The organism is Methanococcus voltae (assembly GCF_017875395.1).
Classification (GTDB): Archaea; AGJL01; Methanococci; order Methanococcales; family Methanococcaceae; genus Methanococcus; species Methanococcus voltae_C.
In genome coordinates this window covers 156,121-174,261 of sequence record NZ_JAGGMO010000003.1, presented here as the reverse complement: position 1 = coordinate 174,261, position 18,141 = coordinate 156,121, and the positions used below count along the sequence as shown (strand labels likewise).

15 protein-coding genes are annotated in these 18,141 nt (G+C 29.5%); 12 read left to right on the top strand and 3 right to left on the bottom strand.

The features are described 5' to 3' along the window. The first annotated feature begins 295 nt into the window (after positions 1-295). From J2127_RS05025 to cofC, 6 genes are all read left to right on the top strand, one after another. Entirely contained in the window at positions 296-1,360 is a 1,065-nt protein-coding gene (locus tag J2127_RS05025; RefSeq protein WP_209732471.1) for a DNA-binding protein, read from the top strand. A 4-nt stretch (positions 1,361-1,364) separates the two neighbouring features. After that, positions 1,365-1,670 (top strand): hypothetical protein, encoded by a 306-nt coding sequence (locus J2127_RS05020; RefSeq protein ID WP_209732470.1) that lies wholly within the window; start codon positions 1,365-1,367, stop codon positions 1,668-1,670. Between the two features lie 37 nt (positions 1,671-1,707). After that, entirely contained in the window at positions 1,708-2,103 is a 396-nt protein-coding gene (locus J2127_RS05015) for an OB-fold nucleic acid binding domain-containing protein (protein ID WP_209732469.1), read from the top strand. A 137-nt stretch (positions 2,104-2,240) separates the two neighbouring features. Continuing rightward, positions 2,241-2,978, top strand: coding sequence for a biotin--[acetyl-CoA-carboxylase] ligase (locus J2127_RS05010; protein WP_209732468.1), 738 nt, complete (start codon positions 2,241-2,243; stop codon positions 2,976-2,978). A 4-nt stretch (positions 2,979-2,982) separates the two neighbouring features. Further along, positions 2,983-3,600 (top strand): MBL fold metallo-hydrolase, encoded by a 618-nt coding sequence (locus J2127_RS05005; protein ID WP_209732467.1) that lies wholly within the window; start codon positions 2,983-2,985, stop codon positions 3,598-3,600. 277 nt (positions 3,601-3,877) lie between these two features. Beyond that, complete coding sequence (gene cofC, locus J2127_RS05000) at positions 3,878-4,639, top strand: 2-phospho-L-lactate guanylyltransferase (protein ID WP_209732466.1); 762 nt, start codon at positions 3,878-3,880, stop codon at positions 4,637-4,639. A 166-nt stretch (positions 4,640-4,805) separates the two neighbouring features. Here cofC and argC read toward each other — a convergent pair whose 3' ends face one another. The 3 genes from argC to J2127_RS04985 all read right to left on the bottom strand — a co-directional run bounded on the left by argC (position 4,806) and on the right by J2127_RS04985 (position 11,542). Beyond that, on the bottom strand, positions 4,806-5,852 hold the full coding sequence (gene argC / locus J2127_RS04995) for an N-acetyl-gamma-glutamyl-phosphate reductase (protein ID WP_209732465.1): 1,047 nt from the start codon (positions 5,850-5,852) through the stop codon (positions 4,806-4,808). Positions 5,853-6,507: 655 nt separating this feature from the next. Beyond that, a complete protein-coding gene (locus tag J2127_RS04990) occupies positions 6,508-7,599 on the bottom strand; it encodes an S-layer protein (RefSeq protein ID WP_209732464.1) in 1,092 nt (363 codons plus the stop codon). Between the two features lie 445 nt (positions 7,600-8,044). After that, positions 8,045-11,542, bottom strand: a complete 3,498-nt coding sequence (locus J2127_RS04985) for a hypothetical protein (RefSeq protein ID WP_209732463.1) — start codon at positions 11,540-11,542, stop codon at positions 8,045-8,047. A 1,038-nt stretch (positions 11,543-12,580) separates the two neighbouring features. Between J2127_RS04985 and J2127_RS04980 the strand changes: the two genes are divergently transcribed. From J2127_RS04980 to J2127_RS08505, 6 genes are all read left to right on the top strand, one after another. Further along, positions 12,581-12,904: a hypothetical protein gene (locus J2127_RS04980; RefSeq protein WP_348635416.1), complete on the top strand. Its 324-nt coding sequence runs from the start codon at positions 12,581-12,583 to the stop codon at positions 12,902-12,904. Further along, positions 12,904-14,838, top strand: a complete 1,935-nt coding sequence (locus tag J2127_RS04975) for a hypothetical protein (RefSeq protein ID WP_209732461.1) — start codon at positions 12,904-12,906, stop codon at positions 14,836-14,838. Before J2127_RS04980 ends, J2127_RS04975 begins: the two co-directional genes overlap by 1 nt. Beyond that, positions 14,835-16,880 carry a hypothetical protein gene (locus tag J2127_RS04970; RefSeq protein ID WP_209732460.1) on the top strand — a complete coding sequence of 682 codons (2,046 nt, stop codon included), beginning with the start codon at positions 14,835-14,837 and terminating at the stop codon, positions 16,878-16,880. Before J2127_RS04975 ends, J2127_RS04970 begins: the two co-directional genes overlap by 4 nt. Positions 16,881-16,970: 90 nt before the next feature. After that, the gene (locus J2127_RS04965; RefSeq protein ID WP_245326468.1) at positions 16,971-17,393 is read left to right on the top strand and encodes a hypothetical protein; all 423 of its coding nucleotides are present in this window, start codon (positions 16,971-16,973) and stop codon (positions 17,391-17,393) included. A gap of 13 nt (positions 17,394-17,406) precedes the next feature. After that, positions 17,407-17,730: a hypothetical protein gene (locus J2127_RS04960; RefSeq protein ID WP_209732459.1), complete on the top strand. Its 324-nt coding sequence runs from the start codon at positions 17,407-17,409 to the stop codon at positions 17,728-17,730. Positions 17,731-18,016: 286 nt separating this feature from the next. Next, positions 18,017-18,139, top strand: coding sequence for a hypothetical protein (locus J2127_RS08505; protein WP_281063934.1), 123 nt, complete (start codon positions 18,017-18,019; stop codon positions 18,137-18,139). Positions 18,140-18,141: the final 2 nt, after the last annotated feature.

The window sequence follows — 18,141 nt, the reverse complement described above, 5'->3', positions numbered from 1 at the left end:
TACAATTACCTATTTTTATAACAATATATGCTAATATATGCTAATATATGCTAATATATAAATAATATATAAAATAAATAAATGTATAAAATCTATTTAATAATGAAATATTCGTAAAAAATAACTTAATTTTTATATATTGTTACTATTTTATGTAAAATTAAATAAAAATACATAAAAATGATTAAAATCACAATATATCATAGATACGATAATAATTAAGCTTAAATATTTTTGAAAACTAATTTTATGAAATAATCGATATTTGTAATTAAAATATCCCCTGGTGAATAAGATGTCAAGCGGTATTGGCAAAAATTTAGATGAACTTTTAAAGTCGGAAAAAATTGAGCAAACTCAAAATACTCAAAAACTACAAAGTACGCAAGATAATGTAAATCAATCATCTAATGCCACAAATAATGAAGAAGGGCAGGATAAGATAAAGAATAATGGTATTGATAAAAATAATATGGACAAAGATGAAGATAATGCCAATAATTTAACTTTCAAAACTAATTTAGATGTTTCAGAATGTGATACCATAAAACTTGGCGATATTTTAGAAAAAATGATAGAAATAAATACCATCGTTCGAGTGGAAAGAATATTTGATGAGTCAGAAGTTCGAGGGACAAAAGTGATAAACGTTGTGGTAAACGACGGTACTCGAAAAGGATTATTATCACTTTGGGGTAATCAACGTTCTCTATTAAAAGACGTAGTTGTGGGCGATTCTATATTGATAAAAGATGCAGAAGCCCCTAAATTATATAATAATAGAATACATTTAAAAATAACCAATTCTGGAAATTTAATTAAGATAAAAAGTAATTTGCCGAGTTTAAATGAGCTTTTAGCTAACGGTGGTTCGTCATCTTCCTCTTCTAGGAAAACCATAGCTGACTTACGTGAAGGAGACAATACTGAATTAAGGGGTTTAATTGTAGCCTTACATACAAAAGAACCATATTTCCCACTCTGTGAAGATTGTAAGAAGAAAATGGTGTTAAAAAAAGGTTATGCTGTTTGTAAATGTGGTAAAAAGATAGATGAAGAAGCTGAAGATTTAAAATGGGTATTTTTAGTAAATGTTACATTAGATGATGGTACAGGAACTATACGGGTAACGTTAAACGATGAAAATGATTTTTTAGACTTCAAAGACCTTAAAAAAATGGTAATTGATGATGAAAATATTTTGGAATTATTAAATAAAAAATTAATGGGTTTGGATATTGTAGTTTCAGGATATGCTAAACATAATGATTATTTCGACGAAACGATATTTCAATCTAAATTCTGGCACCCTTCAAATCCTGTAGATGAATTAAAAAGATATTTAACTATAGAAAAGTGAGAAGATGTATAAATTACAAAAAATAGACGAATTAAAAGATATTGATAGTTCCGTTGCACTTTTGGGTACCGTAAAACTTGTAGATTATAAAGGAAAAAAATTGAAAGTATACGACGAAACTGGCGAAATAATAGTTTCTAAAGTTGAAGGTCATCACGAAAAAGACGATGTGATAATGATTTTTGGAATACTCAAATTAACTCCTAGGGGATATGTAATTTATTCCAACAATACTTCAAAAATAAGCCGTGAAATTGGAAAAAATAGTCAAATAATTGAAGAATATATATCTAAAATAAAAAACTGTTAATAACCATATATTTATAAATATACATACTGGTGATGTAATGGCACTAACAAGGTCGGTAGGCATAAGATTGCCAATTTCCGAAATCAAGAATGGTAATTATATTGAAACTTCGGGGCAATGGGAATCTAATTACATAGAAAGTGAGAAATACGGTAAAATAACTAGAGTAGTCCTTTATGGGATTATTTCGTCTAAATATACAAATTTAGTTAAGGAATTTTCCGCTTACACAATTGACGATTTAACTGAAGAGGTTAGGATCGTAGGTTTCAAAGGAATATCTAAAATAATGAACGAATTTGAAAAAGACGATATCGTGCTGATTATCGGCAAAGTTAAAAAGGATAAGGAAAACGAAATCTATATTTCTCCTGAAATTATCAAAAATGTAAGTATTGACAATATGATATTAAATACAATTGAAAATTTCTAATTAATAATTTTTAATATAATATATTATACTATGATGTAATACACTACACTATAATGAAATACCATAGAATATAATAGAATATAATAGAATATAATAGAATATAATAAAATACAATAGGATATGATTAAGGGATATTTTTGAAATTTAAAGTTTTTAAATACGATACAGTAAATTCTACTAATATGATAGGTCACAATTTAGCAAAAAATGGTCATAACAATTTTATAGTCCTATCAAACACTCAAACAGACGGTAAAGGTAGATTGAATAGGAGTTGGGTGTCTGAGAAAGGCGGACTTTATTTATCCATCGTATTGGATATATCAAAATTTGAAGCAATCGAGCATTCTAATTTTATAGCTTCTTTAAGTGTTTTAACTACTTTAAAGGAATTTTCCAGTGCTTTTAATAATTCAGATGGCATAAGTTATTCTATAAAATGGCCAAATGATATATTGCTTAATAATTGTAAAATCTGTGGTATATTGTCCGAATTAAATATTAAGGAAAATTATATTATAATCGGAATAGGTGTAAATTTAAACAATTCTTTGGAAAATATTAAAAATGATTATAAAGCGATATCTTTAAATCAAATGTTTGAAAATACGGAAAAGCAACAAATCGATAAAAATCTATTCCTTACAAGACTATTATCGAATTTTAACAATTATTTGAATATGAATTCGGAAGATTTGATTAACAACTATAAATTAAATTCAGAAACTCTAAATAAAAATGTAAGAATAGTATTAAATGATAAAGAATTAACTGGAAAAGTTGTAAATATTGATTTTAACGGTTTATATTTGGATACAAATTCTGATTTGGGTATAAAATTGATTGAAGTTGGCGATTGTATTCATTTAAGGTGATTTAATGATTGTACGGTTAAATGGTATTGGATACGATAGTAATAGTTATTTGATAGTTGATAAGCTGTCTATTTTGGTGGACCCAGGTACTCCGAGTAATTTCGAAAATTTAAGGCAAGAAATCTCAAAATATACTAATAAAATAGATTATATTGTAAACACTCATTGTCATTACGATCATGCAGGTAGTGATTACTTATTTGAAGAGGCTTACAATGCTCCTGTAATAATAGGTCCAAAAGATTTGCTTCATTTAAAGAATGTGGATACTGTAACCGTCAGTAGATTATTCGGAGTTGATATGGTACCTCCAAAAAATATACTGGTCATAAATGAGGTAGAAGAGCAATTAAAAGAAGCAAACATCGAATTTATCGAAACACCGGGACATACAGAAGGCGGTTTAAGTTTGATATATGGGGATAATTTAATAACTGGCGATACATTATTTGCTTATGGTGTCGGTAGGCATGATTTACCTACGGGAAACATTGCTGAACTAAGGGATTCCATAAATAAACTTGAAAGAGTTGCATACTCTAAAAAAATAGTAAATATATTACCCGGACACGGAGAAACAGGGGATATGAGTGCCTTTGCTAATGCAACAATGTTCATTTAATAATTAGACAAGTATTAATTCTTAATCCTATATTTTTATAAAATCAAGTGTTTTAAAATAAGTTTATTTTAGTATAATTCTTGATTATTTTGGTTATTCTGCTTTTTTTTTAATTTTTAACACAATTATTTGAATAGATATTTATAGTTTAAAAATAATATTTATGTAATTACTATAATTCCAATCAAGCATAATTTAGCTACCATATAATTTAATTACAATAAAAATAATAAAAAATAATAAAAATGCGGTATATCAAATACTTATTTGTGATATTATGATTGCAGCAATAATACCTGTATCTCCACTTTCAAGCGTTAAGACAAGATTAAAAGAGTTTCTAACTCCAAAAGAGCGAATAGAACTTATAAAAACCATGATTATGGATACTTATGAAAAAGTAAGCCCCATATGTGATACTTGTTATATAATAAGTAAGGACAATGAAGTTTTAAATGAGTTTTCTGAATATGGCATAGTCCCAATAAAAGAGCCCCCTGAAATAAATAATTTAAATGACGCTGTGAATTATGCAATAAATTATGTGAAGGAAGATTCTGTATTAATAGCCCCTGCAGACATTCCTTTAATAAAAAATGAGGATTTAAAAAGTATATTAAATACTTTTACATATGATACGGACAATAATTCAAATAAAAGTTCGATATTGATATGTCCTTCTAGGGGCGGTGGCACTAATTTATTATTAATGAGCCCAAAAACTTGCATTTCTCCAAAATTTGAAGGATTTAGTTATGTAAAGCATTTGGAAGAAGCTAATTCCAAGGAAGTAAAAATTTCGATAGTACCATCATTTTATATGTCAATAGACGTAAATACTGTAGAAGATCTAGGGGAAATATATATACATGGTAAAAATACGCTTACTTACAATTATCTAAAGAAAATTGGAATAATTGTTGATTCAAAGCATTCTTCAGCCGGTAGATTTGATGTTAAAAGAGTACTTCATTCACTGCCCGAAAATACGGAAATAATAACATTAGATTCAAAAGTGGGAAAAACTGCTAAGAATTAAACTTAAAACTAAGTAATATTACTAAAAAAATAAAATTAAATAAATAACTTAAATAAATAACTTAAATAAATAATTTAAAAAATAAATAATTTAATTGTATTTTCATACTAGGCATATAATTGGATATTTCCCATCATATATTTTCTATTTTTAATTTTAACTACTTTTAAGGTTTTAAACCGCAATAGTTTATACCCTCTTTTTCATCAAAACCCATTATTATATTCATATTTTGGATGGCCTGACCACTAGCACCTTTTACTAAGTTATCTATGGCTGATACCATTACTAATCTACCGTTTCTATCGATTTCAAAGCCTGCGATATCACAGAAGTTACTTCCTCTAACGCCGGTCAATGAAACCATTTCGTCATCATAAACTCTAACAAAATGTTCGTTTTTATAGAATTTTGCATATATGTCTACGATTTCCTCTTTAGATATGCCTAAACTATTTTCTTTTAAATACGTATGTGCAGTAGTTAATATACCCCTGGTAAAGGGAGCTAAATGTGGGGTGAAAGATACTTTAACCGGTTTATTGGAAATTTCCACTAATTTATTTAGTTCTTTTTCTATTTCCGGGGTATGTCTGTGACTAGTTATCTTATAAGGCTTTATATTTTCGTTTACATTAGGGTAATGTGTAGTTTGGCTTGGTTCCACTCCTGCACCACTAACGCCTGTTTTAGAGTCAAAAATAACCCTTTCTTCAATAATTCCCTTATCTACAAGAGGCGCAATTGATAATATGGCACCAGTCGGGAAACAGCCTGGATTTGCTATTAAATCTGCTTTTTTTATTAAATCCCTGTGTAATTCCGGTAAACCATATACTGCATTTAATTTTCCAGTATGTTTTAAATTATACCATTCCTCGTACATGGTGATGTCTTCGAATCTGTAATCTCCACTTAAATCAATTACTTTAATTCCTTTTTCGTGTAATTGAGGTACTATATTCATAGAGGCACCGTGAGGGGTTGCACAAAATACAACATCACTATCGATTTTATCGAGGGCAATATCCTCAAAACATAGGTTATCATAGCCCATAGATTTTAAATGTGGATGTATTTTTAAAATACTATTTCCAGATTCTTTTCGCGATGTAATATGCTCTATTTCTTCAATTTTTGAATGATTTGCAAGTAATCTAAGTAATTCTGAACCAGTATATCCCGTACCACCAATTATAGATACAGAAACCATAATATCACCTTCATTTTAATAACTAGGTTATAAATTTTTATAAATGGATTATGTTAATGAATATATTAATGAATATCACTATTTAGTTTTAAATTAATATGTTATACTTTATAAGATTTTATTTTATTTTTATTTTAATATTTGCGTTATTAATATATTACATTATTGATGTATTATTTTAGATTTAATTGAATTATTCTTTTTATAAAAAAAATGATATTAATGATTAGATCATACCACTCTAAATCTAAGTTTAGATAATCAATTATTTATCCAATTAATTAAATAATCAAATAAATAGATAAATGAAAAATTTATAATGTATGGGGATACTATGAAAAATAATAAAATAATCATATATTTATTATTACTATTGCTAGCGGTATCTTTTAATATACTTATGCAAATGGGCTTATAAACGACCCTGCTACAATTAATTACTACTATTTTAAAAAAGACAATAATATAACAAGTTGTAAAGAATTTTTTGATAAATTACACTATTAATCTAAAAATAAAAGAAATAAAAAGGAAATAATTATACAAAAAATAGTAATATACCAATAATAATATACCAATAATAATATACCAATAATAATATACCAATAATAATATATTAATAATAATTAGTTCACTTTTTTAGTAATTTTATTAATTATTCGTCTAATAATGGTCCATCGGATGTATAAAGAACAGTTATGGGTTCTTCAGGAACTTCTTCAAGTGTTTTAAAGTATTCTACGGCAGCTTGTGTCCCATATCTATCGGAACCCGCCAGTAATACAATATTATATTCAGCTACTAAATCATTTTTTGCTGATTTAATGTTAGTCATTTGTATGGTACCTTTATTTTTTCCAGGGTTTGAATTTGTAATTGACACGGGGAATTGGTTCATATATTCTTTTGTTAATGCGTTTGTCAAAGGACCGCCAACGAGAATTGTACTGCTTTTTATTTTAAGATCTTCAGTACATTGGATAGCTGAATTTTTCAATGATTTTGCATGGTCTTTATCATTTTTTGCATAAACTACTTTCAAACCAGAAACTAAACTTTTATTCCAATTTAATGTAGCTTTGTATATCAAATTATCATTTGTAATTACAATATATTCGTAGTCCCCAGTATTTTTGGCTTCATTAAACCATAAATTTTCATAGTTATCCAATATTAAATTTACCCATTTACCTTCTTTTTTGACAGCTACTAACTTAACATCGTCTTTTTTAAGAGGTATTTTTTCTTCCCCGTATAATAAGATATGTTCTACAAATATTAACCCCTTAAGGTCCATTTTTTCGCCAGTGGCGGACCAAGTAGCTTGTTTTAATTCTTTATTCCAATCTATTGTCGTAGTGTATATGTTACCATCGATCGTTTTTGCTTTATAATGTATTACACAATTTTCAAACTCCACATCAAGCCATAAAGTCGCGTCGTCATCTGGTGCTATATTATGCCATTCTCTTTCGTTTATACTGTATTTAATGTATTCTGCATTATCAAATGCTAACGAAATATCATTTGTATCTGCTACTAATTTATACTCTACAAACACTTTGCCTGCAGCATCGCCCGCACTTTCAGGGGCTATCTCCATAGTACCAGTTGGTACAAAATTGGCTATAATTGTATTATTTTTAGTTGTAGTAGTTTCTAATTCCGCAAAAGCTGAAACAGGTATGGCAATCATAAAAATAATTGCAAAAACAGTTGTTATCAACCTACTTTTATTGTTGGACATATTATACCCCTGGGAAATTATATTGTTATTTATTTTTGTATTATTAAGATATTTTGTAATATCTAGGGATTGGTAAATAACGTATTTTTATAATAAAATAAGGAAAAAATGAATATTATTATGATTATTTTATTAATTTTATTAGTCATTTATTCGTAATAACTTTGATAAATTGTCGAATAGTAAATTTATTGCCCTTTATCTATTATATAATATAATGGTTTATGTTAAATGCCAAAAATGTATTCAGTACGTATATTTTTTAAATAAATAGTCAATCTTGTAGTATGTTATTCTATTCATATTTTTTAAAAATCTTAAAAATGAAAATAATTTATTATTCTTAAAAAAGATATTATTGGATTAAATTGGATTTTTTGATAAATTATGATATTAATATATATAAAAAAGAAATAAAAAAGAAATAATTATATGGTAAATATATTTAGTTAACTTTTTTAGCTTCTCCATCAACCCATTCTACATAAATAGGTTCTTCAGGAACTTCTTCAAGTGTTTTAAAGTATTCTACGGCAGCTTGTGTACCGAATCTATCTGAACCAGCAAGTAATACAATGTTGTATTCAGTTACTATACCAGTTCCTTCTGACTTAATAGTCATCATTTGTATGATACCTTTATTTTCTCCAGGGTTTGAATTTGTAATTGAAACTGGGAATTGGTTCATATATTCTTTTGTTAATGCGTTTGCCAAAGGACCGCCAACGATAATTGTATCATCGTCTATTTTAAGACCTTCTGTACATTCGCAAACTGAACTTTTTAATGATTTTGCATAGTCTTTATCGAGATTTGCATAAACTATTTTTGAACCTGAAATCATACTACTTGTTGTAATTGAATCTGAGGTACTGTGATGACCACCGCCTCCACTACTTCTGGATGAACTGGAGCTTGAATCACTCACTGGGAGGGCGGAAGTAAGCTTTAATGTAATAACTGGGTCCTTTACAAGTGTTAATTCTACAACACCGTTATTTAATATTCTGTACCATCCTATAGTACTTTTAAAGTCTTTCTCTTTTAAACTAACGATTTCAGAACCTGTATCTACTGTAATTTCATCTAATTTTAAATTACCGGTTGGCAATCTGATGATTGTTAATCCTTTTGAACCATCATTCAATGCTTTAAATGTAAGTTTTGAATTTACAGTATTACCTTCTTGTTCAGCATTATACTTAAAGTCTGAAACTGTGAATCCGTCATTTAATACTTCAGTTATGTTATTTAATGAATTATTTAATATTTCTTCAACATCTTCTTTTGTAGATACTTTTTTACCCATTATTTCTTCAGCTTGCTTGTTTAATTTTTCAATCTTAGCCAAAGTGTTTGCAGGCACTTTTATATCTTTAACTAAAGGAATGTATAAGTCATCTTCGTCTCCAAAGCTTATTTCTGAAACGTTGAATTCTTCATTTTCATATATTGGAGTTGTATTGATAGTCCCTGTTGATGGACAGTCAATTTTTTTATCCCCAATAGTTTCTTCAACAAATTTATCTACAATTCCTTCACTTATTACCTTAACATCTAATGTTTGTACGCTCATAAGTCCATTTTCGTCATAGAATTTAAACGTATATTTAGTAATGCTATTTTCTTCATATGGTACGAATTTTATATAATCGGCCTGATTTTCACTTGGTTGACCGTCAGCAGTTGTTTTGGTACCTGTTGATACGTAGAAAACTCCGTTTGCTCCGTAGTAATCTTCTTCGTCACCATTTAATAAAACTGCTTTTGTAGCACCTTCTACCATTGGTACAACTAAACCAAGCCATACTGGGCAAGTTGTTTGAGTGCCATCAAATCCAGGGTATATCTGTCCTGCGGCAGTTTCATTTAAATCTTTTAATGTAGATGTTGTTAAATCAACTGTTACATATCCTGCTTTTGATACATCAGGAGTTACGCCTTTTAATTGTGTATCTGCACCTTCTAAGGTAGCTTCAGCAGGTGTTTTTTCTGAAATAACCTTAACATCTAATGTTTTTATGCTTATTAATTTATCATTAGCATCATAGAATTCAAATGTATAGTCTATAATTTCATTTTCTTCATTTAATACAAACTTATTATAGTCTGCCTGATTTTCACTTGGTTGACCGTCAGCAGTTGTTCTTTCACCAACTGAAACGTAAAAGATTCCATTATTTTCATCATAGTAATCTTCTTCGTCACCATTTAATAAAACTGCTTTTGTAGCACCTTCTACCATTGGTACAACTAAACCAAGCCATACTGGGCAAGTTGCCTGGGTATTATCAAAGTTAGGATATTGTTGTCCCGCTGCAGTTGTATCTAATTCTTCAGCAGTTGCTGTAGTCATATCAACTGTTACATATCCTGCTTTTGATACATCAGGTGTTACGCCAGCTATCTGAGTACCTGCGCCGGTGATTGTAGCTTCAGCAGGTGTTTTTTCTGAAATAACCTTAACATCTAATGTTTGTACGCTCATAAGTCCATTTTCATCATAGTATTTGAACGTATATTTAGTAATACTATTTTCTCCAAGTACAAACTTATTATAGTCTGCCTGATTTTCACTTGGTTGACCATCAGCAGTTGTTCTTTCACCAACGGTAACATAGAAAATTCCTGTATTTTCATCGTAGTAATCTTCTTCGTCATCATTTAATAAAACTGCTTTTGTAGCGCCTTCTGGCATATTAACAACTAAACCAAGCCATACTGGGCAAGTTGCCTGAGTGCTATCAAAGTTAGGGTATACCTGTCCTGCTGAGGTTGTATCTAATTCTTCAGCAGTTGCTGTAGTCATATCAACTGTTACATATCCTGCTTTTGATACATCAGGTGTTACGCCAGCTATCTGAGTACCTGCACCTTCTAAGGTAGCTTCAGCAGGTGTTTTTTCTGAAATAACCTTAACATCTAATGTTTTTATGCTTATTAATTTATCATTAGCATCATAGAATTCAAATGTATAGTCTATAATTTCATTTTCTTCATTTAATACAAACTTATTATAGTCTGCCTGATTTTCACTTGGTTGACCGTCAGCAGTTGTTCTTTCACCAACTGAAACGTAAAAGATTCCATTATTTTCATCATAGTAATCTTCTTCGTCACCATTTAATAAAACTGCTTTTGTAGCACCTTCTACCATTGGTACAACTAAACCAAGCCATACTGGGCAAGTTGCCTGGGTATTATCAAAGTTAGGGTATTGTTGTCCCGCTGCAGTTGTATCTAATTCTTCAGCAGTTGCTGTAGTCATATCAACTGTTACATATCCTGCTTTTGATACATCGGGTGTTACGCCAGCTATCTGAGTACCTGCGCCGGTGATTGTAGCTACTGCTTTTTCAGGTGAAACTGGTTTTGGAGCAAATTTAACAGTTAATGTAATTGCATTAGCTCCAGTTTCATCATCTATGGATTTAATTTTAATATATTGACCTTCTCCGATATTTTCAGCTTTTAACCACCATACAAATGTACTGGTTCCTTCCGCTCCTGCAGAAACTGCTTCATCAATATCTGATTGTCCAAGATTTCCAAAGCTATCCATTGTAGGCGTTTGAACAGCTAATGAAGTTACTTCCTGATCTGTAGTAATGAGAACACCAACCCATTTAGCTTCTCCTTGAGCTGGATTAGCTGACTCAATTGAAATTAAGGGTTCTAGTTCACTGATTGTTGTTTCAAAGTCTGAACCTTCTCCCGTTATTTCACTAATTTGGTATTTGTCGTAATTATTATTTTCGTTGTCTACTCCGTCTGCTGTAGGAACTGCAACTTTTTCAACAGATATTAATGTATTATCCATTGAATCAGTAGTAGTTTCCCCAGCTTCGGCAGTTTCTCCTTCAGCAAAAGCTGAAACAGGTATTGCAATCATAAAAATAATTGCAAAAACTGCTAAAATTATTTTACTTTTATTATTAATCATTTCATGCCTCTAAGGAATTTATAATATTATTATGTTAAGTTTGTGCATATTCTTTGAATATACAAAGAATGATAAACTACGTAGTTTTAGCTATAACATTCATAAAATATCTAAAAAAATTAAGTATTATGATTGCTATTTTAATATATTTAGCATTTACATGTAGGAAAATTAAAAAAAATGATTAAAAAAGAGATTTATTATTTAATATCCTTAATTAATTCAATTGTTTTATTTTCAATGCTAAACAAGTAATTTGTTGTAAATTTATATATTAATTAGTTTCTAAACGATTAAAACAGAAAAACTTATATATTATAATTTAGGATTCGAAAAAATTAAAATTATGTTACAAAAATAAACCAATATAATAAACAATACTAAAAAAGCAAACTATCCATTACTTACTCAATTTTTTTGAGAATATTATCTAAATGAGTATTCATTTACAACAAAGTCTCAATTTTATTGAACTGAATTTGTACCTATTTACTTACTGGATTAAATCCAGTCCTATAGGTATGGTACAATACCTAAAAAATTACTCCATAAATAGAAAAAGGAGCTTGATAACTTAATATCAAACTCCTAAATCAGTTAGTGCAGGGAAAGGGATTTGAACCCTCGAACTCCTACGAGACTGGATCTTAAGTGCACCAGAATTCAACATTTTATATAAATCTATAAAATAAATGTTAAATATTCTATTGCGATTTTTTAATTTAGCGATAGATTAAACTGTTAATTATTATTAGTTTTTAAGTCGATTACGTAATTATTTTTATTTGTTAATATCCTTAATAAATCGATTGTACACCATATGACTGATTTATTCTTTAATATGGTTAATTTACCTTAGTATTTAGGGTTATATCGGTATATATAGATATATTTATATATTACTTTAAACACATATTAAACTGTAATCTCCGTTTTGCCTTTTCTCCTCTGAGATTTTTCGATGATGAGGATGCTCATTTCCTAATATCTATCTCTATTTTTGTTATATCGAAATTTATGAATATATTTATTTTCGAGGTGTTATTTTTGATACATATTTGTCCTTATTGTATGAACCCCGTTGAGTTTTACAATAATGATTACATTGGGGAACTTCAACCAGTAAACGTTGATAATGAAAATTTTAACTGTGGAGCTTTGCAATCAAATATAATTTTAAAAAATGCAAAATGCTCAAATATTCAAAATCTTAAAATGAACGGCGGTAAAATAGCTAAAAAGCTTGATTTATCGCTTGAACAAAAAGATTTATTTTTTAGAAAAATAATTGAAATTAAAAGAAAAAAGAACCGATTACCTGATTATAGAGTTCTTGAACTTGCAATTAATTCGGTGATATAATGAAAAGAATTTTTTTATTTTTATTAATATTATTAATTTCAACTTCGGTATGTTCTGCAGCTACAATTACGGTTCCTGAAACTTGCACAGTTTCAGATTATAAATTAGTTCTTGAGGAACAAATGACTACTGAACAAACTACTTCTGCACTATCTGTTTTTGATTTTGCAGCTTACACTCCCGTAGTAAGTGGAGTTGACAATAATACCATATATTTTACGTCTGAAAAAGATTTAGCACGTTTTTGTATGCATTTCTCTCAGTCTAATAATAATTACGCATTTAACCGAGAATACTCTGTTTTCATAAAAGATAAACCCACACCTGTTTCTATAGTATTCGCTAAAACATACAGCTGCAATAATGGTGCAAGAGCTGTTACACTACATGTCAATTCTAGTAGAATACAGACTGCATATGCAATGGGTGCAGCTTATTGTGGTGATACTAACACTGCTGTTCGAAGTTCTATGAATTTGAATGGTAAAGCGATTACTTCGCGTGCCAGCCAGGGTACTGCCCATGGTTATATAGATTCTCCTTTTTATGTAGAAAATAATATTTTCGATCTGCACGCTTACTCTACACGTACTTCAGGAGCAGGTGTAGATGGTTCTTTCTTAGTTTTCGATTCCGTAACATATACTGCAACAATGCCGGAACCGTCTTTAATCCACGATACAGTTACATGTTATGTAATTATTCCAGAAATGATTGTGGTGATTAATTCCATCCCTGCTGTTTCCGTTTATGAAGGTTCTAATTTATTGGGAACAACTGATAACGGCGGATATTTAAAAATCACAATACCTATTGGAGAACACTCTTTTAAATTTATAAAAGAAGGTTATTGGGATTATTTAACTACTTTGAATATTCAAAATGATACAACCATAAATCCTGAATTAGCACCTAAAACTTCATTATTTCAGGTTTCAAAACAATTTGAAGAAAATATATATCCTAATTCTATTTCAAAAGTAAAATTAGACCTTGAACCTATTAAAAACGCTTACTCTACACGGTTAAGAGTTTCAGGAGCGGATGTAACCAAAGTATATTATAATACTCAAATATTACCAAAAACTACAGACGGTTCATATATATTAGGGGATATTTCAAACCCTCAAAGTTTAGAAATTGAATATAAAACACCATCATCTTGGGGTCAAAGAACTTTCACTATTGAATTAACTGCGACAGATTTGGAAGGTTCTGCATATACTAATTTAGAAACTATTAATTATGAAGTTTTAGAATTACCTTTCCTTTTAGAAATGTCTACTTTTGGAATAGGTAATAATAATGTAAAAATAACAGACCAATCGGGAAGTAGTTATTCAGTATTATTATCATTATATAATTCTGAAGGTTCTGAAGTATGGAGTTCTAGTAATAATATTATTGAATATTGTGATTGTAGCTTTGAAGTTCCAATAACTGAACCTGGTAATTATATACTCGAATTAACTGCTAAAGCAGGAACTGTAAAATCTTATTATTCAATTGAGATAATAGAGCCCGTAAAATTAATTACAAATAAATTAACTGGTAATTTGGGAAAAGTAACAACTGCAAAATTTGCAATATATAATCCTACAGATAATGTAAAATATTATTATTCGACTTTAGAATGTCAATTTTTCAATGAATCAATCAATAAAACATTTTCAATTGCTCCAGGGGTCAATAAAACTTTAGAATTACCTTTCAAAGTTCCAGATAAACTTGAACTTGAAAATTATCAATTAAATTTAAAAATATACGATAATGAAAAATCAGAACTAATATGTTCTGAAGATATAATATTAACAATTTCTAAAAACTCATTTTTACCGATAAATATGGATTCTAATAATTATTTAATAATTTTAGGAATTTTAATTATAGTTATTGGAGCTGTAATAATATATTTGAAATGGGGTAAAAAATGATAAATCAACATTATAAATTAATTAGTATCCTTATCTCTCTTCTTCTTATTCAACCTGCATGTGCTATTGACGTTTTCGGTCATGATGTTGGGATGGATGATGGTCTTGCTGTTGGAGTAGGTGGTATGGCAGGGCTGGCTGTAGCAGGAACTGTCGTCACTGCAGTTGCTGCAGTAGTTACATTACCCGCTTGGGGTCCTCTTGCAATTGTGGCAGGATGTGCCATAGGTGGTGCCATAGTTGCTGATTCAGTATACCGTTGGGCAACAGGAAAAGATAATACCGATGCTGCAGTTGTAACGGGTGAGAAAAACGTAAGCAATACTAATTATATTAACAATACTGAAGCTTATCAAAAAATAGCAGGGTTTAAGCAGTATTCAGAAGAAGCATCTGCAAGAGATATTTTAGAATTAAGAAATACATTAGATAGTTCAATTTGTAATTATAATTATAAAACTGAAGGTACTTTATCAGACGTTATAATTAATCTTGAAGGACCTGAAAAGATTTATGGTTTTTCAGCTTTTCCAATTTCTGTTGAATTAACTGAAGCCATAACGGGTTCAGAAAATAAATCCTACGTTAATATTGATTATATTTCCATATACTTGGTGGATTCATCAGGTAGAAAATGGAATGAAAAAAGGATAAATGATATTCCTACATTATGGAAAGATTGTGAAGAACATGAAGAAGATATTCACAAAGTATATTATAATGTAACCATGAAAGCACCTGACCCATATATTGGAAAGGCTAATTCTATGATATCAAATATACCTAATCGAGATACATTAAAAGAATTAATGGACGCAGAGGTTAAAAAATTTGAAATAATTGTTGAAGTACATGGTAATGCTCAATTATACAAGATTGAAAGAACATCACATACTTCAGAAGATGGACATACATATACTCGTGAAAGTGAAGAATTTGATAAAACTATTAATATAAATACTAAATTAAAATCTTTAGATGCTTGGAATAATGAAAAGAATGGTAAATATTATACTAATGGTGCATCTGCATCGCTTCCAGTAGATTATATTAATAATTTAGAATTAATAGCTTATGCTGGTTATTCTAACGGCGCAACATCCGATATTATTTCAAGAACCTGGGCAAGTTGTACTCACGTTTATAATTCAAGTTCAAAATATAGATTTGTAGCTATTGGACAGCCTAACAACTTAGAACCAGTGCCTGTTACTATAACTGATGATTATAGGGCAGTAGTTTTAAGACTAGATTCTAATTCAAGCTCATTAGTTTCTCAAACGCCCGGTAATTTCAAAGATATGGGTGTACACTCCGAGGTTCAAACCGCTTTAAATTATCTTTATAATAAAAATACTGAAACATATGAAATCTATTTTTTAGTCGTCGCTGACGTGGATGACGGATATTCTAAAGTCCCAATATGGTATATCACCAAACCACTTATTTCTGTAATTAATAACTTAAAATATTCCATATCTAATGAAGATAAGCAAGAAATTGCAGATTTAACGGCTGATGGGGCAATATCCGAATCCGATAGAACAAGGATTAATGAAATACTTGATTTGGCGGAAAAGTCTACTAAACAGAAAAAGGACGTAGTTGAAGATAAACAAAATTCTGGATATTATCAAAATCAAGATGCTAAAATAGCATCTAAAAACGCAATAGATGACTATTCTAAAGCTTTAGAATATTTGCAAAAGTCTAAAACTACAGATAATCCGGAAGATGTAAAAAGATATACTTATTTGTCGTCATCTTGCTATGAACCTGCTGGTGATTACTGGTCTCAGGCTGCTGAAAAGTATGAACAAGGATATACTGAAGAAGCTGAAGCACTTGCTAATAACGCTAAAAAATTAGAAGAATTAGCTAAAGAATATGAACCATCGGTATTATTTACAGGTGGTCAGGCGTTACTTGAAAAATTCCATGAAATAAAAGCAGGTCTTGGCATCTCACATGTACCTGATGAGACATTTATAATTGTAGCTATTATTTTGATAATTGGTACAATATATGTATTAAAAAGATAAAAGAGGGATATTATCGCAATAAAAAATATTACAAATAATATTCCAAAGAGTAACTCTTTTAATAAAATTTTAAAAATCATATTTTGCTCTTTGGGTTTTGCAGGTCTGTTCTGGTACATAATGCAGAATAGTGTTTCTGGAAATGAAATCATTACAGGTTTTGCAGCAGTTCCTCTGTTATTTTATATTTTAGCAGAGATTATTGACCATTTTATTGATATGAATACTATTTACGGTAAAGCATTCAAGGGAAATAGTTCCGGTGTATTGGTAACGGTATTAATAGCGGGCGTTGTTTTTCTTTCGTTAACTTATTTGCTTACTGGTTCAATGACTCTTGCAGTAGGTTCATCAACTCCTGCAATTATCGTCGCAGCAATATTTGCGTTGTATATACTCGCCCCTTCAACAGGTTCTGAAACATATATGCTTTATATTTACTTTGGGGCTACAATCGCAACGATGGCAAAATACATTGATATAATTCCTTCAATCCCTGGATTAAGTACATAATTCGGTGGTTTAAATGATTCAGCAAATAATCGCAATAATACTTGCATTACTCGTAACTCTGGCATATAATGAACCAATTTCTACTATTGGCAATATTTTGGGATTTTCTGAATTATTGGCTTGGGCAACCCCGACAGTATTAATTTTATTATGTGTTTGGAAGTTAGCTTCCTCAGATTGGGGGCTTGGTGATGCAATATCATTAATTGTTTTAGCAACTCTTTCAATGTTGTACATCACTCAAAATATCGATAGTATACTTTTAGAAGTGTCAAAACTAATGTTAGGCGTTGGCACTGGTGTCGTTATTGGTTATCTTGCAAAAGGTGGTAAGTAATGGCAATAGACACATCAACAATTTCAGTATTTTTTCAATCTCATATTTTAGAAATTATACTAATTGTAGCATTAATATTTATTTTAAAAAATTGGAAGTTAATTCTAATTTCTATTTTAATAATTGGTTTATTGAGCTATTTCGGATTTTTTAATGATATATTAAATAGTATTTTTCCAAGTACTGGGGTTATACCATTAAATCTTTTAAATAATTCATTATTGAATAATTCGATAAATCAAACATTAAATCAATCAATAATTAATTTGAGTTAATTGGTGATACAATGGCAAAAATCGTAGGTAAAATTAATAAAAAGAAAGGAGCGTTCTATTACGCTGATAAACAGGGTAATATAATTGAAAAATCACGTTCTGAAATGACTAAAAAGAAATCAAAAAAGAAATAGGT